We start from the raw sequence: 22844 nt of genomic DNA on the forward strand, positions 1-22844 counted from the left end.
GGCATCCTTCCGATCGCGCCATCGCCTTACCAGGGCAAATGCCGCGCTCGCAACTCATAGGGTCACAAGCTCTGAGGTGCGAGCTCTTGCGAGCCTCGAAGGATGCACGGCTCCGCTGGCAGTCGCGCGGAGAAAGCCGGGCCGTCGCCCTTCGAGATGGCCGCTTCGCGGCCTCCTCAGGGTGACGGTGAAAGAGTTGCGCCGCGAGCCTCAATGGAAATCGCGGGACGGCGGCAGGATGCGGACGTTGCGCGGGTGGCGGATTTTTTGCGGCGAGTTGTCGCCGTGATCGCGGCGGTCGTCGTTGAGCGGCTCGATCAGCGCGGGGCCCGCGGGCACGGGATGCTTGCGGCTCAAGGATTCATTGGCGAGGCCGATCAGATCGTGGGAGCGATCGGTCATGCGCTGCGCCACCAGATGCGTCACGCCCTCCGGGCTGCTCTGGATATAGCCCTCGACCAGGATCAGGCGCGCGCCCATCACCTCCTTGCGGTACTGCTCCATCACCTTTGGCCACACCACGATGTTGGCGATGCCGGTCTCGTCCTCCAGCGTCATGAACACGACGCCCTTGGCGCTGCCCGGCCGCTGCCGCACCAGCACGACGCCGGCACAGCGGACGCGGCGGCGGTCGTTGCTCTGGTTGATGGTGTGACAGGCGACGACGCGCTCCTTCGTGAAGGTGTCGCGCAAAAACTCCATCGGATGGCCCTTCAGCGACAGGCGGATAGTCTGATAGTCGGCGACCACCTGCTCCGGACGCGGCATCTCCGGCAGCGGCTTGGCGCCCTCATCCGGCTGCTCGCGCGCGGTGGCGGCCTCGAACAACGGCAGCGGCACGTCGTCGGGCAGCCGCCGCACCGCCCACAGCGCCTCGCGGCGGTCGAGCCCGAGCGAGCGGAACGCATCGGCGTCGGCGAGCAGGATCAGCGCGCGCTTGGGCAGGCCGGTGTCGCGGGCGAAGTCTTCCAGCGAGGTGAACGGCCGGCGGTTGCGCGCGGCGACGATGCGGTCGGCCCAGTCTTTGACGTCGTCATTCCGGGGCTCGCGAAGCGAGAACCCGGAATCTCGAGATTCCGGGTCTGGTGCTAGCGCACCATCCCGGAATGACAGTTGAAGCTGTTTCAGCCTCTCCTCATCCTCGTCCAGCCAGTGAAAGCCGTCGATCTGGCGGAAGCCGAGCCGCACCGCGCAGTGATCGCCGACCTTCTCCTCCAGCGTATTCTGCGCAAAGCTATGGGAGACATCGACCTCGCGCACCGTGACGCCGTTGCTGCGGGCGTCGCCGACGATCTGCGCCGGGGCATAAAAGCCCATCGGCTGCGAGTTGAGCAGGCCGCAGCAGAACGCATCGGGATGATGATGCTTCAGCCATGAGGAGATGTAGACGAGTTGGGCGAAACTCGCGGCATGGCTTTCCGGGAAGCCGTAGGAGCCAAAGCCCTTGATCTGCTCAAAACAATTTTTGGCGAATTCGGGATCATAACCGCGCGCGATCATGTTCCCGATCATCTTGTCTCCGAATTCTCCTATGGTGCCGAGGTTACGGAAGGTCGCCATTGAGCGCCGTAAGCCATTGGCCTCTTCTGAGGTGAATTTTGCGGCCTCGATCGCGATCCGCATCGCCTGCTCCTGAAACAGCGGCACGCCGAGCGTCTTGTGCAAGACGTTGCGCAATTCGTCCCTATTGCCGCCTTTGGGATAAGGGTACTCGATATCTTCAGGCTTCATGTTCCGCCGCCGCAAATAAGGATGCACCATGTCGCCCTGGATCGGACCGGGGCGGACGATTGCGACCTCGATGACGAGGTCGTAGAAGGTGCGCGGCTTCAGCCGCGGCAGCATGTTCATCTGGGCGCGGCTCTCGACCTGGAACACGCCGAGCGACTCCCCGCGGCACAGCATGTCGTAGACCTTCTTGTCGTCCTGCGGGACGGTGGCGAGCTCCCAGCGCTTGCCCTTGTGGTGATCGATCAGGTCAAAACATTTGCGGATGCAGGTCAGCATGCCGAGCGCCAGCACGTCGACCTTCATCATATGAAGCGCGTCGACGTCGTCCTTGTCCCATTCGATGAAGGTGCGGTCGTCCATCGCGGCGTTGCCGATCGGCACATAGGTGTCGAGCCGGTCCTGGGTCAGCACGTAGCCGCCGACATGCTGCGAGAGATGGCGCGGAAACTCGATCAGCTCGGTGGCGAGCTCGACTGCGAGGTTGATCATCGCATTTTTGGGATCGAGCCCGGCCTGGCGCACCTGCATGTCGTTGAGGCCCTTGCCCCAGCTGCCCCACACGGTGTCGGCGAGCGCCGCGGTGACATCCTCGGTCAACCCGAGCGCCTTGCCGACATCACGGATCGCGCTGCGCGGGCGATAATGGATCACGGTGGCGATGATCGCGGCACGGTGGCGGCCGTAGCGGCGGTAGACATATTGCATCACCTCCTCGCGCCGCGAATGCTCGAAATCGACGTCGATGTCGGGCGGCTCCAGCCGCTCCTTGGAGATGAAGCGCTCGAACAACAGATCGACCTTGGTCGGATCGACCGAGGTGACGCCGAGCACGAAGCAGACCGCCGAATTCGCCGCCGAGCCCCGGCCCTGGCACAGGATGTTCTGGCTGCGCGCATAGTGCACGATGTCGTGCACGGTGAGGAAGTAATGCGCGTATTTCAGCTCGGCGATCAGCGCGAGCTCCTTGTTCAGGGTGGTGCGAAGCTTTTCGTCGATCTCGCCGCCGAAATATTTGTCGACACCGGCCCAGGTCAGATCTTCCAGATGCTGCTGCGCGGTCTTGCCCGGCGGCACCGGCTCGTCGGGATACTGATATTTGAGCTGGTCGAGCGAGAAAGAGATGCGCGCAGCAAAGCGCATGGTTTCCGCGATCGCGTCCGGCAGATCGCGAAACAGCCTGATCATTTCATGCGCCGGCTTGAGATGCCGTTCGGCATTGGCCTCGAGCCTGCGGCCGGCCGCCTCGATCGTGGTCTTTTCGCGGATGCAGGTCAGCACGTCCTGCAGCGGGCGGCGCGCCGGATGGTGATAGAGCACCTCATTGGTGGCGAGCAGCGGCACACCGGCGTCAGTGGCGAGGCCATGCAGCCGCGCGAGGCGGCGCCTGTCGTCGCCGCGATAGAGCAGGCTTGCGGCGAGCCAGACGCCGTCGGCGGCGCTTGCCTTCAGTTGCGCAAGGATATCGAGCGCAGCAGGCGCCTCGAAGCGATGCGGCAGCGCCAGCACCAGAAGCTGGCCTTCGGCGAAGTCGATGAGATCGGACAGGGTAAGCCGGCAGTCGCCCTTCTCGATGCGCTCGATGCCACCGCCGCGCTTGCCGCGGGTCAAGAGCTGGCACAGCCGTCCATAGGCGGCGCGATCGCGCGGATAGACCAGGATGTCGGGCGTAGAGTCGATGAAGACGATGCGGGCACCGATCAAAAGCTTTGGCGGATGGGCGATCTTCTCGCTGTCGAGCTCCTTCCAGGCGCGCACCACGCCGGCCAGCGTGTTGTGATCGGCGAGCCCGATCACGGGAATCCCGAGTTCGCTCGCCTGATGCACATAGGCGCGCGGATCGGAACCGCCGCGCAGGAAGGAGAAATTGCTGGTGATGCCGATCTCGGCATAGTCGGGTGGAGGTGTGCTCATGCGAACAGCCCGTGCACATACCAGCTGGCCGGGGCGGGCTTGCCCTCCTCGTCGCGCAGCTCGCTCTCGTAGAGACCGTCGCGAAAGATCCAGAAGCGCCGGCCCTCGGCGTCCTCGACGCGGAAGTAATCGCGCGTCAGCGACACGCCGTCCTGCTTCCACCATTCCATCGCGATGCGCTCGGGGCCCTCGACCCGCACCACGTCATGCTGCGCGCGCCGCCAGGTGAATTGATGCGGCGGACCGTCGGGCACGGTCGCGAACGGCACATTGATCGGTTCGGGCCGCTCGAACAGCCTGAGCGGACGCAGCGGCGGTTCGCCGGCGACCCGTTCCGGCCAGGCGGCGGCGCCCGCCGCGGCCAGATGATGCTGCGCCGGCAGTGCCAGCGCCGATCGTTCGGGGATGTGGCTCTCCAGCGGCAGATGCACGACGACGCGTTTTCCGCCGATGCGGGCGGCGATGCGGTCGATCAGCGCCGAGAGCTCGTCATTGTCGTGCACTGACGCGTCGAGATCGCGCTGCTGCTGCACCACGATCTCGGTACGCCCTGCGGCGAGGCGAATGAGATCGAAGCCGAAGCCGGGATCGAGCGGATCGTTCAGCGCATCGAGCCGCTCGCGGAACAGGCGGTCGATCATCTCGGGCCGCGTCACCGGACGCCCGGTCTCGACCATGATCGCGCGCACCGCGCCGTCGGTGCGGAAGAAGCTCGCTTCCAGCTGCCGCGCGCCCTTGCTCTGCTTGTCCATCGCCGTAACCAGCATCTTGGCGAGGCTCGAGAGCGTCAGCGCGATCACGGTGTCGGTCGCGACCGGCTCGGGGAAACGCTTCTCGACGATGTAGTCGGGCAGCGGCTTGCGCGGGCTGATCGGGGCATCGCCCTGCCCGAGCGCGTGGCTGAGCAAGGTGGTGAAGGCCGCACCGAACCGCGCCGAGATTTCATGCGGCGCGCGCGAGGCGACATCGCCGATGGTCTTCAAGCCGGCGCGGCGCAGGCCGGTGGTGACAGCGGCATCGGCACTGAGCGCCGACACCGGCAGCGGGCCGACCGCCGCCGCCTCCTCGCCATCGGCGACAACCTTGCCCGAGGCGGTGCGTGTCAGCGTACGCGCCGCGATCGAGGTGCCTGATATCGCCGCGCTGACGGCAAAGCCGCGCCGGCTCAGCGCCCCCGTCACGGTCTGCAGCAGCGCGCGCTCGCCGCCGAACAGATGTGCGCAGCCGGTGATGTCGAGAAACAGACCGTAAGGCAGATCGAGCGCGACCAGCGGCGTGAAGCGGTCGCACCAGTCGGCGATGTCGTTCAGCGTCTTCAGGTCGGCGGCGGGATCGGCATCATAGACCGTGAGCTCCGGACAGATCGCCCGCGCATTGGCGAGCGGCAGCCCGATCGACAGCCCGGCGCGCACCGCGGCCTCGTCGATCGCGTGCAGCAGGATGGCGTTGTGGTCTTTTGCGACGACAACGCTGGGGAGTTCTTGCACCGTTGTCGTTTGTAAAAAAAGTCGGTGGTCTTTCTTCGCCTCTCCCGCTTGCGGGGGTCGAGACGAGCGAAGCTCGCTCTTAGGCCGGATCGCATCGTGAGATGCGATCCGGGTGGGGGCTCTCTCCTCAGCGGGACTCGTGGCGAGACCCCCACCCCAGCCCTCCCCCGCAAGCGGGAGAGGGAGCCCTACCACCGCCCGTGTGTCGGTTGGCACAACGGCATGTGCATCAGCTTGCGAGGCGATGTCCTGCGCGAGCTTGCGCTTGATGCGGTCGATGGGCAGGCGTGGCAGCCACAGGCTGAGAATACGCCGACGGTTCACTGAATTGGCACTCATCACATTTCCATTCCATGATCCATCGCCCGACCGGGCCATGACGATTGCGCACGAGTTCGGCCTCGAAGCGCGGCGTGCCCCACACGCTCGCGGCATTGCCCGGCGGCGAATGCGCCGCGCGCACGATCCAGCGCGTCTCCGCGGTCGAGGGGATCGGAGTTGCCGCGATCCGCAGCACCAGCGCGGTGACGCCGGAGGCTTGCGCGGCCAGGGTCAATTTGCGGCTGGCGACGAGATCGAGCTGGCGCGCCTGGCCCCAGACCTCGAGCACGACCGCGCCGAGCGCATCGCAGGCGAGCGCGTCGGCCGCGGTGCGCAAACCGCTGTCGACATCGGCGGCGCGCACCGTGACCAAGAGGCGCGGATCGAGGCCGAGTTCGGCAAGCCCGCGCATCGACAGCGCGCCGTTTTCGCGATCGGAAAAATCCTGCCGCACCCAGACCAGCGGCTTGCGTGCCGACAGCCGTCCGGCGAGCCCCGCAATGAAGCCGGTCGCCGCGCCGCCCTGATGGCCGGCCGCGAACACCTCGTGCAATGCTGCCGGCGCAAGCCCGCCGCGCAGCATCGCATCGGCGCCGGCGTGTCCAAGCGCGACGCGGTTCGGCATCGCCGCATCCGATGGCGCCTCGATGCGCGCGATGCTGCCGCGCAGAGACGCAAGCGTACCCATGCGTGCGCCGTTCATATGCGCCGCTCCTTCAACTTGAAAATTTGAGGTCGTCACTGCCTGAACAGAGAACCAAGGGACTGGCTCAATTGTTCATGGTATGTTCTAATATAAAGCTAACAGGGCCCGCAGAGTCAATCGGATTGGTGAGCTCATCGATTCATGAGTGGAATCAATGGGATTCAGCGGCCGCCGAACCGCACGGGCCCTGCTCTTCCGCAAGTCAGGCACGCAGGCCCCGAAAATGGCGGCGTGACGGAAACGGAGCAATCGCATGCGCATCATCGTGCTCGACAACGACACCGATTTCGAGGGCTGGCGCAAGGCCGCGCGGCGATTGGCGCTGAACGAAGTGAAGCCCGCGGAGATCACATGGACGGTACGCAGCGACGACGAATTGTCGTCGGCATCCTGCGTGAATGAATTGCCGGATACGCCGCAGGCGCGGTTCAATGTGTCGGCCAAATTCGTCGAGCTCGCAAAGGCCGCGATCCTGCATCGCAGTGACGAACGCTTTGCCCTGCTCTATCGCCTGCTGTGGCGGCTGCGCAGCAATCACGATCTGCTCGGCGCGACCGATGATCCCGATGTCGCCGAGGTCCACGCGATGGCGCGCGCGGTCTATGTCGATATCGACAGGATGCACGCGCATCTGCGCTTCCGCGAGATTGGCCGCGAGCGGACGGCGCATTACGTCGCCTGGTTCGAGCCGGAGCATCGCATCGTCGAGCTTGCCGCGCCGTTCTTCGCCGGCCGCTTCGCCGACATGCCGTGGTCGATTCTGACCCCCGACGTCTGCGCACATTGGGACGGGCACGCGATCTCGATCACGCCGGGCGTCGCCAAATCCGAAGTGCCGACCGAGGACCGGCTTGAGGAGGCCTGGCGGCGTCACGACAACGGCCGCTTCAATCCCGCACGGCTGAAAGTGATGGAGATGCCGCAAGCCTATTGGAGGAACCTGCCCGAGGACTCGATCATTAAGCCTCTGATCGAAGACGCAATGCGCATGACCAGCGGCCCCTTCATCGCACGCAAGGCGGCCGAGCCGCAGAAGCGGCAGGATACGCCGATGCCCCGCAAGCAAGCTCAAGGCAAGCAAGTTCAAGACAGGCAAGCTCACGACACAATCGCGGCCTTGCGCGAGGAGGCCGCCGATTGCCGCGCCTGCCCGCTGTGGAAAGATGCAACGCAGACCGTGTTCGGCGAGGGACCGCAGAGCGCAACGCTGATGCTGGTCGGCGAGCAGCCCGGCGACAAGGAAGATCTCGCAGGCCACCCCTTCGTCGGACCGGCCGGCCAGATGCTCGATCGCGCGCTGCAGGAAGCGGGCATCGATCGTCGCAAGGTCTATGTCACCAACGCAGTGAAGCACTTCAAATTCGTGCCGCGCGGGAAGATCCGGCTGCACCAGAAGCCGAGCACACCGGAGATCCGCGCCTGCCGCCAGTGGTACGAGCGCGAGCTCGCCACCATCAAGCCGGACCTCGTGATGGCGCTCGGCGCCACCGCCGCGCAGAGTGTGCTCGGCAAGATCACGCCGATCAACAAGAACCGCGGCCATCTGATCGATCACGACGGAACCAAGGTGCTCGTCACCGTGCACCCATCCTATCTGTTGCGGCTGCCGGATGAAAAAGCCAAGGCGCTGGAATATCAGCGCTTTATCGACGACCTGAAAATCGCCGCACATCAGTTGCGCAGATCAGCCGATGCAGCTTGAGTTCCGTAAAACCAGCGGAACCGGAGGAACCACATCGCAACGAGAAATTGTTCTAAACGCAGACAAATACCTACAACCTTTAATTGATCCGTGGTAGGGTAGCATGTTCCGCAGGTATCGGGCGTCATGTTCACGCCATGACGTACCCTGAGGCGGGCGCGCTGCGCGGTTTGCTAGCCCCGATCGTGCGGCGCGCCACCTCATCTCGCAATCCTCCTCCCTCATTCGCGATCCTCCCACTCGCAGGCGCGCGCCGAATTCTCCGGCCGCCAGGCCTGCCGGCCCCGCCGGATGCCGGTGTGGTGTCATCCGCACATTGTCTCGTCCTGCGAAACGCAGGCCGCAGCTTTCCGTCGCGATCGGCGATCCGTTGTTGCTGGAGATTGCCACGAGGCCGCGAAGCCACGTGCGCGCTCAATGCGTTGCACAAATATTCGGCTCGATGTCCACCGCCACGGGAGACCGGCGCATCTCGCGGAGCCGGATTTCAATTGCTTGTCATATGCATCGATCAAAATCGGGCGCATTGGGACAGGAGTTTACCATGAGCGATATGGCGTTACCCGGCTCGATCGAGCCCGCCCTAAAGAGGGGTCCGGACCTCGACAAGGGCTTTCATCCTCTCACCGGGGTTATCTATTTGGGCGTGGTCGCGGCCGCGCTGCTGTTCGTTGCCTACAGCATCTATGCCGATGTCGACGCCACCGGCACGCGCATCACTTCGTTCCTGCCGTATATCCTGCTGTTCGTCGCGCTGCTGATCGCGCTCGGCTTCGAATTCGTCAACGGCTTCCATGACACCGCGAACGCGGTCGCCACCGTGATCTACACCCGCTCGCTGCCGGCGCATGTCGCCGTGGTGTGGTCGGGCATGTTCAACCTGATCGGCGTGCTGCTCTCCAGCGGCGCCGTCGCGTTCGGCATCGTCTCGCTGCTTCCGGTCGAGCTGATCCTGCAGGTCGGCAGCAGTGCCGGCTTTGCCATGGTGTTCGCGCTCTTGATCGCCGCCATCATCTGGAATCTCGGCACCTGGTGGCTCGGCCTGCCGGCCTCGAGCTCGCACACCCTGATCGGTTCGATCATGGGCGTCGGCATCACCAACGCGCTGCTGCGCGGCCGTGACGGCACCTCGGGCGTCGACTGGTCGCAGGCGACCAACATCGCGAAGGCGCTGCTGCTGTCGCCGCTGTTCGGCTTCGCGCTCGCCGCCGGCCTGCTCTACCTCCTCAAAATCGCGCTGCAGCGCGCGACGCCGGCGCTGTTCGGCGAACCGGTCGGCGACCAGCCGCCGCCGTGGTGGATCCGCGGCATCCTGATCCTGACCTGCACGCTGGTCAGCTTCTTCCACGGCTCCAACGACGGTCAGAAGGGCATGGGCCTGATCATGCTGATCCTGATCGGCACCGTGCCGACCGCCTATGCGCTGAACCGCGCAATGCCCTCGAGCCAGATCGAGCTGTTCACGGCGCACTCGACCGCGGCCAGCAAGGTCATCGAAGGCAAGGCTGCCGGTTACAACGTGATCGGCAATCCGCGCCCGGCCGTGACCAACTATGTCGCGCAGCACCAGATCAACGAAGGCACCTTTCCGTCGCTTGCGGTACTGGTGCGCGACATCGGCCAGCAGGTTGCCCAGTATGGATCGCTGGCTAAGTTCCCGGCTGACGCGGTCGGCAACACCCGTAACGACATGTACCTGGCGTCCGAGGCGATCCGTTTCCTGATGAAGGACAAGGAAGCCGAGCTGACCGCTGCCGACATCGCCACGCTGAACCAGTACAAGGGCTCGCTCGATGCCGCGACGAAGTTCATCCCGAGCTGGGTGAAGTTCGCCGTCGCCATCGCGCTCGGCCTCGGCACCATGGTCGGCTGGAAGCGTATCGTCGTCACCGTCGGCGAGAAGATCGGCAAGACCCACCTGACCTACGCGCAGGGCGCCTGCGCCGAGATCACGGCGGCCGCGACGATCGCGGCGGCCGACGGCTACGGCCTGCCGGTCTCGACCACGCACGTGCTGTCGTCAGGCATCGCCGGCACCATGGCCGCCAACGGCTCCGGCCTGCAATGGGCCACGATCCGCAACATCGCGATGGCCTGGGTGCTGACGCTGCCGGCCGCGATGATCATCTCGGGCGTTCTCTACTACGTGTTCTACCACCTGTTCTGACGCCACACGCTTTCGGCGCAGCAACGCGCCGGACAAAAGGCCCGCACTCCGGTGCGGGCCTTTTGCTTTGGACCTGCAGCCCGACTCCTCGCTCAGGCGGCGCAGGCCTTCGCAACCTCGGCCAGCAGGCCGCGCGCCCATTTGTGCAAGCCGGATTTGGCCGTCCTGGCGCCCCAGTACATGTCGATCGAGATCGGCACGCGGAACGGCAGCGCAGCGACATGGAGGCCGCCGCGCATCGCCCGCGCCAGATGATACGGGATGGTCGCGACGAGCCTGGTGCCTGTGATGATGCGCTCCAGACTGTCGTGATTGGGAAGGCTGACCACCGCCTCGATCTCTATCTTCCTCGCCCTCAGCGCCGCGAGATAAAGCGGCTGCCACTCACCGCTGTGGGTGATGAAGACATGCTCGGCCCTGGCATAGGCCGATAGCGCGATCCGGCCGCGCGCGAGCGGATTGGCCGGATCCATCACGCAGACATAGTGGTCGGTGAGGATATGGCGCCGAAAGAAGCTCTCGCCGACGATCCCGACCGGACCGAGCACGATGTCGCACTGGTTCTGCTTGAGATGGACGTCGCCGTGGCCCGCAGCATCGAGCAGGACGAGACGGACCCGCGGCGCGCCGGCACGCAGCCGCGTGCTGAACTGCGGGATCAGGGTCTGGCGTTCGTGATAGTTGCAGGAGATCGTCAAGCTGCCCTGCGCCGTCGCCGGATCGAACTCCGCCGGTGATGCAAGCCCGTCGATCTCGCCGATCATGTCTCGCGCCCAGGCGACCAGCGCAGCGCATCGTTCGGTCGCCGTCACGCCATTGCCGCTGCGAACGAACAGCGGATCATGCAGCGCGCCGCGCAGCCGCTCGACCGCATAGCTGATGGTCGACTGGTTGACGTCGAGCCGCTTGGCGGCGGCGGAGAACGACTGCAGGTCATAGACCAGCACGAGGGTCCGCAGAGTCCCGATGTCGATCGGATCGATCGAGGAATTGGCCGCCACGCTGCACCTCCCTGCAATACTGGCGGCCAGCCTAACACAAGGTCATGGAATATTTCGATGAATCAGATCGATCCCATCGAATTGAGTGATTGCGCGCCCGGCGCTAGCCTTCGCGAAAAGCGCTCCCGGGAGGACCAATGGCCAGCGGCGTACCAATCGTCACCGACATCGCATATCAGGATCTGCTCGACGACCCCTATCCGATCTTCCGCCGCCTGCGCGAGATGGCGCCCGCGGTCTTTGTCGCGCCCGCGAAGCTGACGCTGGTGACGCGCTTCGACGACATCATGCGGATCGAGCGCGATCCGGTGACCTACTCGGCCGACAATCCGGCCTCGCTGGTCAACAAGGTGATGGGGCCGACCTTCATGCGCAAGGACGGCGCCGAGCACGCGATCGGCCGCAAGGCGATCGAGCCCTCGTTCCGCCCGGTCACGATCAAGGAGTATTGGGCACCACAATTCACCGCGATCGCAGAAAAGCTGATCGATGACCTGTCCGCGAACGACGAGGCCGATCTGTTCTCCGCCCTTGCCGCGCCGATGGCCTCGCTCAGCTTGATGGCGATGATCGGCTTTCGCGCGATGCCGTGGCAGACCCTCGCCGAATGGTCGCAGGCGCTGATCGACGGCGCGGGCAATTACGCCGCCGACGCCGAGATCGAGCGCAAGGCGATGCAGGCGAGCGCCGATGTCGATGCCGCGATCGACGCGGTGCTCGACGATCACCGCAGCCAGCCGAATCCTTCGATCCTGTCCTCGATGATCAATGCCGATCCGCCGATGCCGATCGAGGGCATCCGCGCCAACATCAAGGTGATCATCGGCGGCGGCCTGAACGAGCCGCGCGACGCGATCCTGACGCTTGTGCTCGGCCTCCTGGAAAACCCGGCGCAGAAGGACGGCGTGCTGGCGAAGCCCGAGCTGTGGCCGGCCGCGCTCGAGGAAGCGGTGCGCTGGATCTCGCCGATCGGCATGTATCCGCGCCGCGTCACCCGCGACGTCGATCTTTCCGGCATCACGCTGCCGCAAGACCTTCAGATCGGCCTTTGCGTCGGCGCCGCGAACCGCGACGGCAGCCGCTTCGCCGAGCCCGACCGCTTCGACGTGACGCGGCCCAAGCAATCGCATCTGGCATTCGGCGCCGGACCGCATTTCTGCGCCGGCACCTGGGTGTCACGGCTCACCGTCGGCAAGATCGTGGCGCCGATGCTGTTCGCGCGCTTGCGCAATCTGCGCCTCCGCACGGAGGCGCCGCCGGTCGTGCGCGGCTGGGTGTTCCGTGGCCCAGTGGCGCTGCCGGTGCGATGGGACGCGTGAGCCTCACGCCGCCAGTGCGTTCTCGACGATCTTCACGAAATACGACGTGCCGAAGACGATCGCCTCGTCGTTGAAATTGTAGGCAGGGTGATGCAGGCCGGCGCTGTCGCCGTTGCCGCAGAAGATGAAGGCACCGGGCCGCGCTTCCAGCATGTAGGAAAAATCCTCGGCGCCCATCAGCGGCGGCATTTCGTGCACGTTGGATGCGCCCGCGACCTCGCGCGCGATGCGGCTCGCGAATTCGGTCTGCGCCTCATGGTTGACGGTGACCGGGTAGCCGCGCTCATAGGTCAGATCGATCTTGGCGCCGGTCATCTTGGCAACGCCATCCACCACCTCGCGCACGCGCTTCTCGATGAGATCGCGCACCTCGCGAGTCAGTGTGCGCACGGTGCCGCGCAGCTCCGCGGTCTGCGGGATCACGTTGCGGGCGTTGCCGGCGTGGAATTCGCACATCGAGATCACGGCGGAGTCGAGCGGATCGACGGTGCGCGCGACGATCTGCTGCAAGGCGGTGACGAGCTGCGCGCCGACCAGCACGGAATCGATGCATTTATGCGGCCGCGCGGCGTGGCCGCCGAGCCCTTCGATCTTGATGTCGATCGCATCGGTCGCGGCCATGATCGGGCCGGTGCGGATCGCGAATGAGCCGATCGGAATTCCCGGACCGTTGTGCATGCCGTAGACCTGCTCGATGCCGAAGCGGTCCATCAGGCCGTCCTTGATCATCGCGGCGGCACCCGCGCCGCCCTCCTCGGCCGGCTGGAAGATCACGACCGCGTCGCCGGCGAAATTGCGCGTCTCGGCGAGATAGCGCGCCGCCCCCAGCAGCATCGCGGTGTGGCCGTCATGGCCACAGGCGTGCATCTTGCCCGGCGTCTTCGAGGCGTAAGGCAAATTGGTCTGCTCGTGAATCGGCAGCGCATCCATGTCGGCGCGCAGGCCGATCACCTTGACGTCGCCCTTGGCCGGCCCCTTCGTGCCCTTGATGACCCCGACCACGCCGGTCTTGCCGAGCCCGGTCGCGACCTCGTCGCAGCCGAACTCGCGCAACCGGTCGGCGACGAATGATGCGGTGCGGTGAACGTCGTAGAGCAGCTCGGGGTTTTCATGGATGTCGCGGCGCCAGGCCTGGATATCGGGTTGCAGATCGGCGACGCGGTTGACGATGGGCATGAGAGTTCTGGCCTCAGAGGTTGGACGTAAGTCATCTTTAGCATGCAAGAGCCGGTCCACCCAAACAGATGTGGCATGCCGCAGGCTAGGACCCGGCTTTCACAAATCGGGAGGACAAATGTTCCTCGGACGCCGCGCGGAGTGATTATGCGCAGGGCCGCCAGCGCCAAGCCTGATACGAACGCATCCGACCAAAGCCTAATAGTGCGGGACATATCCGGCGCGGATACTACCCCAGGTTTTCCGCACCGAAATCCTCTCGCCTTCCAACAGGGAGCGGCTGCATGACGCCGGATCAGGCGGTGTTGTTTTCCACCATCATCCTGCTGGTGCCGATGGGATATTTCCTGCTGGCGGCGCCGGCGTTCCTGCTTGTGAAGCTCGACGTCCCGCCCGTCACCCGCCTGCTGCGCGGCATGTTCAACGCCTACTTCCTGGTGCTGGCGGTCGCCGGTGCGGTCGGCACGCTCGCCTTTGCCACGGCCGGCCGGTTCGCCGTTGCGCTCGGCATCGCCTTGATCGCAGGGTTCGCGGTGCTGGCGCGGCAATGGTTTCTGCGGCGGCTCGATGCCGAGGCGGACGCGAGAGACGCCGGCGATCCCACCGCCGTGCGGCGGCTGCGCCAGCTGCATTGGGGCGGCATGCTGTGCAACGCGGTGCAGGTGTTCGTTCTGGTCGGCAGCATTCCCTACATGGCACCGCTGCTCTGAACGCAGTTTGCTCGCTCGTCCGGATGCGGTTCCCGGCTGTCCGCTATGCGTCACGTTTCCGATGCGGATCGTATTTCGAGAGGACGTCCCTGAGGTAATCCCGGCTTTTCCATTCCGGAGCGGGCGGCTCATACCCGGGTCGAGGCACGTACAGGTTCGCCGGTACGTCCGCTGAGGCGCCCATCAGGTCCGGAACGTAGCGCGGGCAATTTGGAAAGATCTCGCATTTGACGCGCACGACGACCTTCGCGCCATGATGCAAGGCAAGCGCCTCCGTGCTGTCGTGGATCGTCGCTTTGCCCCGGATGCGCGTGCGAAACGTCTTGCCGTCGAGCCGTACGAACAGCAGCCCGACGTTCGGGTTGCGGTGAATGTTGCCGAGCGTGCGGTACATGTTGTTGCCGTCGTACTCAGGGAATTCAAGCGTATCAGGCCCGGTGATCTTCACGAACCCGGGATCGCCGGAACGCATCGAGCAATCGATGTTATCCTGATAGCTGGTCGCGATGAAAAAGAATCGCGTTTCCTCGATGAGCTTGCGGTCCTGTTCCCAGAACTCGAAGTGGAGGCGATGCTTCTCGAGGCCGTCGGCGACACGACGACCATCGAAGCGGTCCTGCAACTCACGCATTCCGTCGTGGTAGAAAGGGGCGCGGACTGGGTCGGGCACGGCAATCCTCCAGCAAGCTGAGCAATCGATCTGCACGTTGACGTGGCCGCGATTTGGCAGTTCACCCGGCCAGCAAGGCGAAAGACTATTCATTCGGCACGGGCGTGAAAAGCCATCCAGGTCCGGAGCGGGTGAAAAGGCGTCGATGACGGCCGTTCCCTACCCTGATGTCAGCATCTGGCTGCGGATCTCCTGCGCGGTGCGGCGCAGCGGCAGCAGGAATTTCTTGCGCGCGCCGGCTTCGCTCACCGTCCCCGAGATCGTGTTGACGCTGAGCGCGGCGACCACCGCGCCCGCGGGATCGCGCAACGGCACCGCGATGCCGCAGATCGCCGGATCGAGCTCGCCATCGACCCAGGCATAGCCGTCGCTCTCGACCCGCGCGAGCAACTCGCCAAGACGCTCCGGATCGGTGACCGTGCGCGGCGTGACCTGCCTGAAGCCCCCGGTCGCGAGATAAGCCTCGCGGGTGCCAGGCGGCAGCGCCGCGAGCATGACGCGGCCGAGCGAAACCAGATGCGCGGGCAGCCGGCTGCCGACGCCGAGATTGGCCGAGAGGATCCGCCGCGCCGGCAGCCTTAGCGCATAGACGATCTCGTCCTCGTCGAGCACCGCCATCGCGCAGGACTCGCCGATCTCGTTGCGCAGATTTTCCAGCGCGCGCTGCGCATGCCCCCAGTATGGCAGCGCGTTGAGATAGGACAGGCCGAGCCCGAGCGCGCGCGGCCGCAGGCTGAAATAGCGTCCGTCGGAGGCGCAATATTTCAGCGCCACCAGGGTCGCGAGGATACGCCGCGCGGTGGCGCGGTTGAGGCCCGCAGTGTCGGCGGCCTCCGCCAGCGTGTGCCGCCCCGGCGGCTTGCCGAGTGCTTCGATGATCGAGAAGCCGCGCGCAATCGCGCGCACGAAGCCGTCACTCTCTTTGCTCATGGCGGGCGCCTGGCTGGTTCCGTCATCGCGCTCACGACATCGCAGCCGCATGGCTGCCTGCACATGACGCGGCTCTGCGCGCTTGTCAGGGGCTCCCGACCGCGCTAGCGTGAATTCATATAGCGAATGAATTGTTCGCCTGGCGAACTCAATAGCAGGAGGATGCACGATGGCGCAAGCAGAAAGTTCTGCGGCCACCCCGTTCGAAACCGATTTCTGGAAAGACGCGAAGCTGCGCAAGGTGTGGGACGACATCGTCCCCGGCGAGCCGCGCAAGACGCTGCCCTACAAGCTCACCCAGGAAGCGATCGCGCTGTACTGCCGTGCGGTCGGAGAGACCAATCCGCTCTATCTGGACGAAGCCGCCGCGAAGGCCGGGCCCTATGGCGGGTTGATCGCGCCGCCCGCGATCCATATCCTGCTGATGTTCGCCTGCACGCCGGCCGACGACTGGATGCGCTCGCCGGGCACCGTCAATGCCGGACAGTCCTGGAGCTACAACATCCCGGCCCGCCCCGGCGACACCATTACCCTGCAGGCGCGCGCGCTCGACAAGTTCATCAAGCGCGAGCGGCTGTTCGTGGTGCACGACAACGTCTTCTTCAACCAGCATGGCGACGTGATCTGCTCGGGTCGCGGCCAGACCATCCGTCCGATGTAAGGAGGATCACCATGACCACAGCGAATTTCGAATCTCTCAAGGCCGGCGACACCATCGACGGCCCGGCATTCGCGGTTTCGCGCGAATCGATCCGCCTGTTCTGCGATGCGTCGCTCGACTACAACCCGCTGCATCTCGACGACAACTACATGAAGGGCGATTTCGGCAAGACCAATTTCGGCGGCATCATCATGCACGGCATGAACAATTTCGGCCTGATCTCGCGCATGCTGACCGACTGGGCGCTTCCCGCAGGCGCGATCCATCGCAGGCTCGAGACGCGCTGGCTGAAGCCGGTGAAGCCCGGCGACACCATCTGCCCGGCCGGCACCATCAAGGCCAAGCAGGTCACCACAAGATCGCGCTGGGTGCTGGTCGACGTCGCCGTGCAGAACCAGCGCGGCGAGACGGTCGCGGCCGGCGAAGCGATGCTGGAGTTTCCGCCGAGCGCGAAGGCGAACTAGCCACGCGCACTCGATCGGGGCAACGGGCTCCGCCTCGCCCCGCGTGCGGGGAGAGGCCGGAATGCATCGCTAGATGCATTCCGGGTGAAGGGGAGTCTCCGCAAATCCAACTGTCACCGTGCATGTGGAGGCAGCCCCTCACCCCAACCCTCTAAGAGCGAGCTTCGCTCGTCTCGACCCCGTAAGAACGGGGCGAGGGAGCCTACCGCCGTCGCGGCAATAACGAACATCAAATAATCATTCGAGGAGACTTTCATGCAGGATGCGGCTCATTCGCGGCTCTATGGACGGATCGCCTGGCGCCTGATCCCGTTCCTGCTGGCGTGCTACACGGTTGCGATCATCGATCGCTTCAACATCGGCTTTGCCAAGCTGCAGTTCCTGCACGACCTCAAGATCGACGACGCGGTGTTCGGGCTTGCCGCCGGCATCTTCTCGGTCGGCTATGTCGCGCTCGAAGTGCCGAGCAACCTCCTGCTGGTCAAGGTCGGCGTCCGCAAGACGCTGCTGCGGATCATGGTGCTGTGGGGCGTCGTCACCATACTGCTCGCGCTGGTGCAGAACCAGTATCACCTCTATCTGCTGCGCTTCCTGCTCGGCGCCGCCGAAGGCGGTTTCTTCCCGGGCATTTTGTACTATCTGACGCTGTGGTTCCCGGACCGTGTGCGCGGCCGCATGACGAGCTTGTTCGTGATGGCGGTGCCGCTCGGCGGCGTCATCGCGGGTCCGTTGTCGGGCCTGATCATGGATCACATGCAGGGCGTCCACGGCCTGCATGGCTGGCAGTGGCTGTTCATCCTTGAAGGCGGTCCGGCCGTGCTGCTCGGCATCGTCGCCTATTTCTACCTCGCCGACGGACCGCAGGTCGCGAGTTGGCTGAGCGCCGACGAGCGACGGCAGGTCGCAAGCGACCTCGCCCGCGACCGCGCCGCCGTTCCCGGCACCACGCGGAGCTTCGCGGCGGCGCTGCGCGAGCCGCGCGTCTATCTGCTCTCCTTCATCTACTTCGCGTTCTTCTGCTCGCTCAACACCATCCTGCTGTGGACGCCGACGCTGCTGAAACGCGTCGGCGTGGCGACCACTACCGAGATCGGCTGGCTGAGCGGCGCGATCTCGGTTGCGTCCGCCATCGGCATGGTGGCGATCGGCTACAGCTCCGACCGCACACGGGAACGGCGCTGGCACGTGGTCTGCTGCGGCCTCGTCGCAGCGGCCTGCCTCATCGCCTTGCAGGCCGCGCAAGGCAGCGTCCTCTTGACCGTGACGCTGCTTGCCGTCGCCTCGATCGGCATCTTCGCGATCCTGTCGCTGTTCTGGACGATTCCGAACGCGATGCTGGAGGGTAGCGCCGCGGCCGGCGGCATCGCGCTGATCAGCGCGATCGGCTCGTTCGGCGGCGCGGTCTGCCCTGCCCTGATCGGCTGGATGAATGTCGCAACCGGGAGCATCTACGCACCGCTCGCCCTGGTCGGCACCGTGCTCGGCATCGGCATGCTGACGCTGATCGTCTGCGTTCCCCGCGCGAGACATGAGGTCACACTGGCCGAACCGAGCCGCCCCTGATCTTCCAGCGCACGCCCGGCACCCACTGCCGGGCTTGTGTCGGCCCGCTGCGTCTGACTAATAAGAGCCCAACAAAAGACGCTTGCCGGGAACGAGGACATGCCGCGAAGGCTCGAGGGTGATTTCGACTACATTATCGTCGGCGCAGGCACGGCGGGCTGCATCATGGCCAACCGCCTGTCGGCCGATCCGAAGAAGCGCGTGCTGCTGCTGGAAGCCGGCGGCAAGGACAACTGGATCTGGTTTCATATTCCGGTCGGCTACCTGTTCGCGATCGGCAATCCGCGCTCGGACTGGATGTTCAAGACCGAGGCCGAGCCGGGCCTCAACGGCCGGGTGCTCGCCTACCCGCGCGGCAAGGTGATCGGCGGCTCCTCCGCCATCAACGCCATGATCTCGATGCGCGGCCAGGCCGCGGATTACGACCATTGGCGGCAGCTCGGCCTCACCGGCTGGAGCTACAGCGACGTGCTGCCGGCGTTCAAGCGGCTCGAGGATCATTTCCTCGGTGAAAGCGAGCATCACGGTGTCGGCGGCGGCTGGCGCATCGAGGCGCCGCGGCTGTCGTGGCAGATCCTCGACGCGGTCGGCGATGCCGCCGAGGAGATGGGCGTCAAGCGCATCGCGGATTTCAACACCGGCGACAATGAGGGCACCAGCTACTTCCACGTCAACCAGAAGCGCGGCCGGCGCTGGTCGTCGGCGCGTGGCTTCCTCAAGCCGGTGCTGAACCGCAGCAATCTGCGGCTCGAGACCGACGTGCTGGTCGACCGCCTGATCGTCGAGAGCGGCCGCGCCGCCGGCGTGCTGTTCCGGCAGGGCAATGAGGTGGTCGAGGCCCGCGCCAGGGGCGAAGTGATCCTCTGCGCCGGCTCGATCGGAACCACGCAGGTGCTGCAGCGCTCCGGCATCGGTCCGTCCGAATGGCTGTCGCCGCTCGGCATCGACATCGTGCTCGACGTGCAGGGCATCGGCCATAATCTGCAGGACCATCTGCAGCAGCGCGCGATCTACAAGGTGTTCGGCGTGCGCACGCTGAACGAGACCTATTACAATCTGGTTCGCCGCGGCCTGATGGGCCTCGACTACGCGTTCCGCCGCCGCGGACCCCTGACCATGGCGCCGTCGCAGCTCGGCATCTTCACGCGCTCGGACGCGACGCGCTCGCGCGCCAACATCCAGTTCCACGTGCAGCCGCTGTCGCTCGACAAGTTCGGCGATCCCCTGCACCGCTTCCCCGCGATCACGGTGAGTGCCTGCAACCTGCAGCCGAGCTCGCGCGGCACGGTGCGGATCCGCTCGACCGCGCCCGACGACAAGCCGTCGATCGCGCCGAATTATCTGTCGACCGACGACGATCGCCAGGTCGCGGCCGACGCAATCCGCACCACGCGCAAACTGATGAAGCAGAAGGCGCTGGAGAAATATCATCCCGAGGAATTCCTGCCCGGCCCCTCGGTCGGCGACGACGATGCCTCGCTCGCCAAGGCTGCCGGCGACATCGGCACCACGATCTTCCACCCCGTCGGCACCGCGAAGATGGGAACGGCCAACGATCCGATGGCCGTAGTCGACGAGCGGCTGCGCTTCTACGGCCTGCACGGCCTGCGCATCGCGGATGCCTCCGTGATGCCGACCATCACGTCGGGCAACACCAACACGCCGACGGCGATGATCGCCGAGAAGGCCGCAGCGATGATCCTGCAGGATGCACGATAGAACGACGATGAACGCCCCGAAGCGCTTTCTGGTCGGCGATGCCGGCGCACAGGTTGCGGTGGCGCAATGGGGCGAGCCGGCCTCGGACAAGCCGCCGGCGCTGCTGCTGCACGGCACAGGCTTCGTCGCGGAGGTGTGGACCGAGGTCGCAGAGGCGCTGGCGGTCGATTACACGGTCTACGCGCTCGACCGTCGCGGCCATGGCCTGAGCCACAAGCCGCCGGCCGATCGCTATCACTTCCAGGATTTTGCCGAAGACGTCCGCATGGTGGTGGAGCGCCTCGACCTCCATGACATCTACGGCATCGGTCACAGTGCCGGCGCAACCGACCTGCTGCTCGCAGCCAGACTGATGCCCGGTCGCTTCGCGCGCCTGCATGTCACGGAGCCGACCGCGATGGATCCGCGCGCGCCGCGCGCCGGCGGCCTCAGCGACATCGCGCGCGGATCCGTGCAAGGTGTGCTGCGCCGCCGGGCCGAGTTCGACAGCGCCGACGACCTGTTCCAGCGGCTGCGCGCCGCACAGGCCTTCGCGCCATGGACCGAACGGTCGCTGCGGGCCTATGTCCATCACGGCTTTGCCCGGCTCGACGACGGCCGCGTGCGGCTGCTTTGCACGCCGGAAATCGAGTCGGCCCTGCTCGGGCCGATCTTCCAGGCCATGGAGCAGATCTACACCGGCGACGCCCGCGGCAATCCGTTCCCGTGGTTCTCCGACATTGCCTGCCCGGTCTGCATCGCGACCGCTGAGCAGTCACGGCCGATCTATAAGGAGATGGCAGGCCGCGCCGCGGCACTGATCCCGCATGCGAGCCGATGGACCTTCGACGGCGCCGGCCATTGCGTTGCGCAGGAAGCGCCGGAGCTGATGGTGGCAGCGCTCATGACGTTTGCCGCGCGTACGCGTTAAGGCGCGAGCGTATCAATGCGTTGCGCCTAGCCGTAGTGATCAAGTTCGCTCAGGGCAATTCGGACCTCTCGCGCGAAATCCACCAACGACACGATGAAAGCCACGACGGCAACAATGAAGAGAATGGCAACGCCCCGCTCGTGCTGGATGTGAAGGAACGCACTCACAAAGCCGACGACGATGACAACGCTGATCGAGATGCTTCCCATGATGGACCAGAAGATCGCGCGATTGATCATGGTGGCGCGCCGAGCAAGACGCGGTATGTCTGCCTTGAGCCGGCATCTCGCCTGATCCTGATCAGAAATCTGGTTCAGGTAAATCGATCTGTCGATGATCCGGTTGAGGCGGGAAATCAGCACCGCGATAAAAGCCGCCAATGCACCGAGCAGAAATGCGGGCGCAGCCGCTTGAGAAATCACTTGAGAGAGCTGACTGACCGATGGCGTATCCGGCAACATCGACTCGACCTTCGGGTTAGCGCGGCCGAACCAATCAGCCGGACATTGGCAACCTGGACCCTGCAGCCTGGCCATCACGACTCCGAAGCATCGAACCGGCAGCGGCGACGATTGTCCAGCCGGCGTCCGAACGGCCGGCATCGACGGCCGCGAGTGCGGCGCATCGTGGCGTGATCTTGGCACAATTGAAGGCACGCACAACACTGCTATTTTGTGACGATCCGTCGGGTCGGCGTCACGGTGCTGGTCGGCGCCATCGGAGAGATCGAGAACGTCAACCAGGAATTCCAGCCGGCCGGGCGATTCTCTGCTGCAAATTCTCCATACCCTTTGAGATTCAGATAACCCTGCATGTCGCCCACGGGAAACAGGAAGCCGATCTGCGGACCAACGCCCAGCACGCGGGACCGAAAGCCCCCCAGGACAGGGTGCTGGCCGAAATCATCGGTGACCTGCTGATAGGCATATCCAACCAGGCCAACGAAAACCTGCTTTGACAGAAACTGGGAGGCGCCCCAATCCAGATGGAAGTCGATGCCGTTCTGATACTGCGTATCCTGATTCTTGAAATTGTAGGTGAAGCCCCCGACTGCAGAAAATTCATGGCCCGCCTGCGGGTTGAAGTAGGTGTAGCCGCCGCCTGCATCGATGGCGGCGTGACCGATGCCGAGATTGGCGAGGCTGCTCGGACTGTATGCTCCGACCGGAACGTCTCCCGTTACATAGGTCATCAAATTGTGCACGCCGGCGTTCCACTTCAGCGTCGCCTGCGGGTAGAGGTCACCTACCGATGTGATTGAATCGCCGAAGCTGCCGGTGCGCGTTGTCGCCAGCGGACCGACGGCCGCCGTAAGTGTCCCCGCAAGATCTGCGCTGGACCGCCCAAACAGTCCGGTCACGCCGATGGCAAGCTGGCCACCCAGCACCGGCGTCGCGAACGTATAAGTGGGATTGAGAAGGATGAGATCCGCCTGTGCGTTCAGATGCAGGTTTAGATCGACGTTTGCCGCGGCAGGAATTCTGCCGACGTGGATTTCCCTGGCGGCCGCGGCATTGCCGAATGCACTGACACTGGTGTGATAGTAGACCTCCGCCATCGACCAGCCGGGGACCTGCGGGGTCGCAGCGAGACTGCCGAAGCGGCCGGGAAGCCAATATGAAACGCCGCCCTCGTCGGCACGGGCGGCTTCAGGCGAGAATGACGCCATGACCATTGTCATGGCGATGCCGACATC

18 protein-coding genes are annotated in these 22844 nt (G+C 65.1%); 9 read left to right on the forward strand and 9 right to left on the reverse strand.

The window, feature by feature from the left end:
- Positions 1-210 precede the first annotated feature (210 nt).
- The 3 genes from QJT82_RS06610 to QJT82_RS06620 form a co-directional block, all read right to left on the reverse strand.
- Positions 211-3642, reverse strand: coding sequence for an error-prone DNA polymerase (locus tag QJT82_RS06610; protein ID WP_028338655.1), 3432 nt, complete (start codon positions 3640-3642; stop codon positions 211-213).
- Positions 3639-5129 (reverse strand): DNA polymerase Y family protein, encoded by a 1491-nt coding sequence (locus tag QJT82_RS06615; RefSeq protein ID WP_080686634.1) that lies wholly within the window; start codon positions 5127-5129, stop codon positions 3639-3641. The genes QJT82_RS06610 and QJT82_RS06615 overlap by 4 nt, the downstream gene beginning before the upstream one ends.
- Before the next feature lie 229 nt (positions 5130-5358).
- Positions 5359-6153: a DNA repair protein gene (locus QJT82_RS06620; RefSeq protein WP_028338657.1), complete on the reverse strand. Its 795-nt coding sequence runs from the start codon at positions 6151-6153 to the stop codon at positions 5359-5361.
- A 256-nt stretch (positions 6154-6409) separates the two neighbouring features.
- Here QJT82_RS06620 and QJT82_RS06625 point away from each other — a divergent pair, with 256 nt between their 5' ends.
- Together QJT82_RS06625 and QJT82_RS06630 are read left to right on the forward strand one after the other, a co-directional pair.
- Positions 6410-7858: a UdgX family uracil-DNA binding protein gene (locus QJT82_RS06625; protein WP_028338658.1), complete on the forward strand. Its 1449-nt coding sequence runs from the start codon at positions 6410-6412 to the stop codon at positions 7856-7858.
- Positions 7859-8402: 544 nt separating this feature from the next.
- On the forward strand, positions 8403-10025 hold the full coding sequence (locus QJT82_RS06630) for an inorganic phosphate transporter (RefSeq protein WP_028338659.1): 1623 nt from the start codon (positions 8403-8405) through the stop codon (positions 10023-10025).
- A 92-nt stretch (positions 10026-10117) separates the two neighbouring features.
- Here the strand turns inward: QJT82_RS06630 and QJT82_RS06635 are convergent, their stop codons facing one another.
- Entirely contained in the window at positions 10118-11026 is a 909-nt protein-coding gene (locus QJT82_RS06635) for a LysR family transcriptional regulator (protein ID WP_028338660.1), read from the reverse strand.
- A gap of 137 nt (positions 11027-11163) precedes the next feature.
- Here QJT82_RS06635 and QJT82_RS06640 point away from each other — a divergent pair, with 137 nt between their 5' ends.
- Entirely contained in the window at positions 11164-12345 is a 1182-nt protein-coding gene (locus tag QJT82_RS06640; RefSeq protein WP_028338661.1) for a cytochrome P450, read from the forward strand.
- Between the two features lie 3 nt (positions 12346-12348).
- Here the strand turns inward: QJT82_RS06640 and QJT82_RS06645 are convergent, their stop codons facing one another.
- Positions 12349-13521: a M20 aminoacylase family protein gene (locus tag QJT82_RS06645; protein WP_028338662.1), complete on the reverse strand. Its 1173-nt coding sequence runs from the start codon at positions 13519-13521 to the stop codon at positions 12349-12351.
- Between the two features lie 284 nt (positions 13522-13805).
- Between QJT82_RS06645 and QJT82_RS06650 the strand changes: the two genes are divergently transcribed.
- A complete protein-coding gene (locus tag QJT82_RS06650; protein ID WP_028338663.1) occupies positions 13806-14231 on the forward strand; it encodes a hypothetical protein in 426 nt (141 codons plus the stop codon).
- 43 nt (positions 14232-14274) lie between these two features.
- Here QJT82_RS06650 and QJT82_RS06655 read toward each other — a convergent pair whose 3' ends face one another.
- Together QJT82_RS06655 and QJT82_RS06660 are read right to left on the reverse strand one after the other, a co-directional pair.
- Entirely contained in the window at positions 14275-14901 is a 627-nt protein-coding gene (locus QJT82_RS06655; protein ID WP_196238116.1) for a pyridoxamine 5'-phosphate oxidase family protein, read from the reverse strand.
- A 159-nt stretch (positions 14902-15060) separates the two neighbouring features.
- Positions 15061-15831, reverse strand: coding sequence for an IclR family transcriptional regulator C-terminal domain-containing protein (locus QJT82_RS06660; protein WP_018270614.1), 771 nt, complete (start codon positions 15829-15831; stop codon positions 15061-15063).
- A 169-nt stretch (positions 15832-16000) separates the two neighbouring features.
- On the opposite strand from QJT82_RS06660, the gene QJT82_RS06665 reads away from it, so the two are divergent.
- The 5 genes from QJT82_RS06665 (at position 16001) to QJT82_RS06685 (ending at position 21148) form a co-directional block, all read left to right on the forward strand.
- Positions 16001-16492, forward strand: coding sequence for a MaoC family dehydratase (locus tag QJT82_RS06665; protein WP_028331684.1), 492 nt, complete (start codon positions 16001-16003; stop codon positions 16490-16492).
- 11 nt (positions 16493-16503) lie between these two features.
- Entirely contained in the window at positions 16504-16956 is a 453-nt protein-coding gene (locus tag QJT82_RS06670; protein ID WP_028338665.1) for a MaoC family dehydratase, read from the forward strand.
- A gap of 255 nt (positions 16957-17211) precedes the next feature.
- On the forward strand, positions 17212-18519 hold the full coding sequence (locus QJT82_RS06675) for an MFS transporter (RefSeq protein WP_035630919.1): 1308 nt from the start codon (positions 17212-17214) through the stop codon (positions 18517-18519).
- Between the two features lie 99 nt (positions 18520-18618).
- Positions 18619-20238, forward strand: coding sequence for a GMC family oxidoreductase N-terminal domain-containing protein (locus tag QJT82_RS06680; protein ID WP_028338666.1), 1620 nt, complete (start codon positions 18619-18621; stop codon positions 20236-20238).
- A 7-nt stretch (positions 20239-20245) separates the two neighbouring features.
- Positions 20246-21148: an alpha/beta hydrolase gene (locus QJT82_RS06685; protein ID WP_155258336.1), complete on the forward strand. Its 903-nt coding sequence runs from the start codon at positions 20246-20248 to the stop codon at positions 21146-21148.
- 26 nt (positions 21149-21174) lie between these two features.
- On the opposite strand, the gene QJT82_RS06690 is transcribed toward QJT82_RS06685, so the two are convergent.
- Together QJT82_RS06690 and QJT82_RS06695 are read right to left on the reverse strand one after the other, a co-directional pair.
- The gene (locus QJT82_RS06690) at positions 21175-21684 is read right to left on the reverse strand and encodes a DUF2721 domain-containing protein (protein WP_245288623.1); all 510 of its coding nucleotides are present in this window, start codon (positions 21682-21684) and stop codon (positions 21175-21177) included.
- Between the two features lie 131 nt (positions 21685-21815).
- Positions 21816-22817 (reverse strand): transporter, encoded by a 1002-nt coding sequence (locus QJT82_RS06695; RefSeq protein WP_028338669.1) that lies wholly within the window; start codon positions 22815-22817, stop codon positions 21816-21818.
- Positions 22818-22844 lie beyond the last annotated feature (27 nt).

It is taken from the genome of Bradyrhizobium sp. Mp19, assembly GCF_029952935.1.
GTDB lineage: Bacteria > Pseudomonadota > Alphaproteobacteria > Rhizobiales > Xanthobacteraceae > Bradyrhizobium > Bradyrhizobium elkanii.

What these genes read in the sequence shown, in the direction of transcription:
- QJT82_RS06610 (WP_028338655.1), bottom strand. Translation starts at nt 3,642, where the DNA reads ATGAGCACACCTCCACCCGACTATGCCGAGATCGGCATCACCAGCAAT.
- QJT82_RS06620 (WP_028338657.1), bottom strand. Translation starts at nt 6,153, where the DNA reads ATGAACGGCGCACGCATGGGTACGCTTGCGTCTCTGCGCGGCAGCATC.
- QJT82_RS06625 (WP_028338658.1), top strand. Translation starts at nt 6,410, where the DNA reads ATGCGCATCATCGTGCTCGACAACGACACCGATTTCGAGGGCTGGCGC.
- QJT82_RS06630 (WP_028338659.1), top strand. Translation starts at nt 8,403, where the DNA reads ATGAGCGATATGGCGTTACCCGGCTCGATCGAGCCCGCCCTAAAGAGG.
- QJT82_RS06640 (WP_028338661.1), top strand. Translation starts at nt 11,164, where the DNA reads ATGGCCAGCGGCGTACCAATCGTCACCGACATCGCATATCAGGATCTG.
- QJT82_RS06645 (WP_028338662.1), bottom strand. Translation starts at nt 13,521, where the DNA reads ATGCCCATCGTCAACCGCGTCGCCGATCTGCAACCCGATATCCAGGCC.
- QJT82_RS06650 (WP_028338663.1), top strand. Translation starts at nt 13,806, where the DNA reads ATGACGCCGGATCAGGCGGTGTTGTTTTCCACCATCATCCTGCTGGTG.
- QJT82_RS06660 (WP_018270614.1), bottom strand. Translation starts at nt 15,831, where the DNA reads ATGAGCAAAGAGAGTGACGGCTTCGTGCGCGCGATTGCGCGCGGCTTC.
- QJT82_RS06665 (WP_028331684.1), top strand. Translation starts at nt 16,001, where the DNA reads ATGGCGCAAGCAGAAAGTTCTGCGGCCACCCCGTTCGAAACCGATTTC.
- QJT82_RS06670 (WP_028338665.1), top strand. Translation starts at nt 16,504, where the DNA reads ATGACCACAGCGAATTTCGAATCTCTCAAGGCCGGCGACACCATCGAC.
- QJT82_RS06675 (WP_035630919.1), top strand. Translation starts at nt 17,212, where the DNA reads ATGCAGGATGCGGCTCATTCGCGGCTCTATGGACGGATCGCCTGGCGC.
- QJT82_RS06680 (WP_028338666.1), top strand. Translation starts at nt 18,619, where the DNA reads ATGCCGCGAAGGCTCGAGGGTGATTTCGACTACATTATCGTCGGCGCA.
- QJT82_RS06685 (WP_155258336.1), top strand. Translation starts at nt 20,246, where the DNA reads ATGAACGCCCCGAAGCGCTTTCTGGTCGGCGATGCCGGCGCACAGGTT.
- QJT82_RS06690 (WP_245288623.1), bottom strand. Translation starts at nt 21,684, where the DNA reads ATGGCCAGGCTGCAGGGTCCAGGTTGCCAATGTCCGGCTGATTGGTTC.
- QJT82_RS06695 (WP_028338669.1), bottom strand. Translation starts at nt 22,817, where the DNA reads ATGGCGTCATTCTCGCCTGAAGCCGCCCGTGCCGACGAGGGCGGCGTT.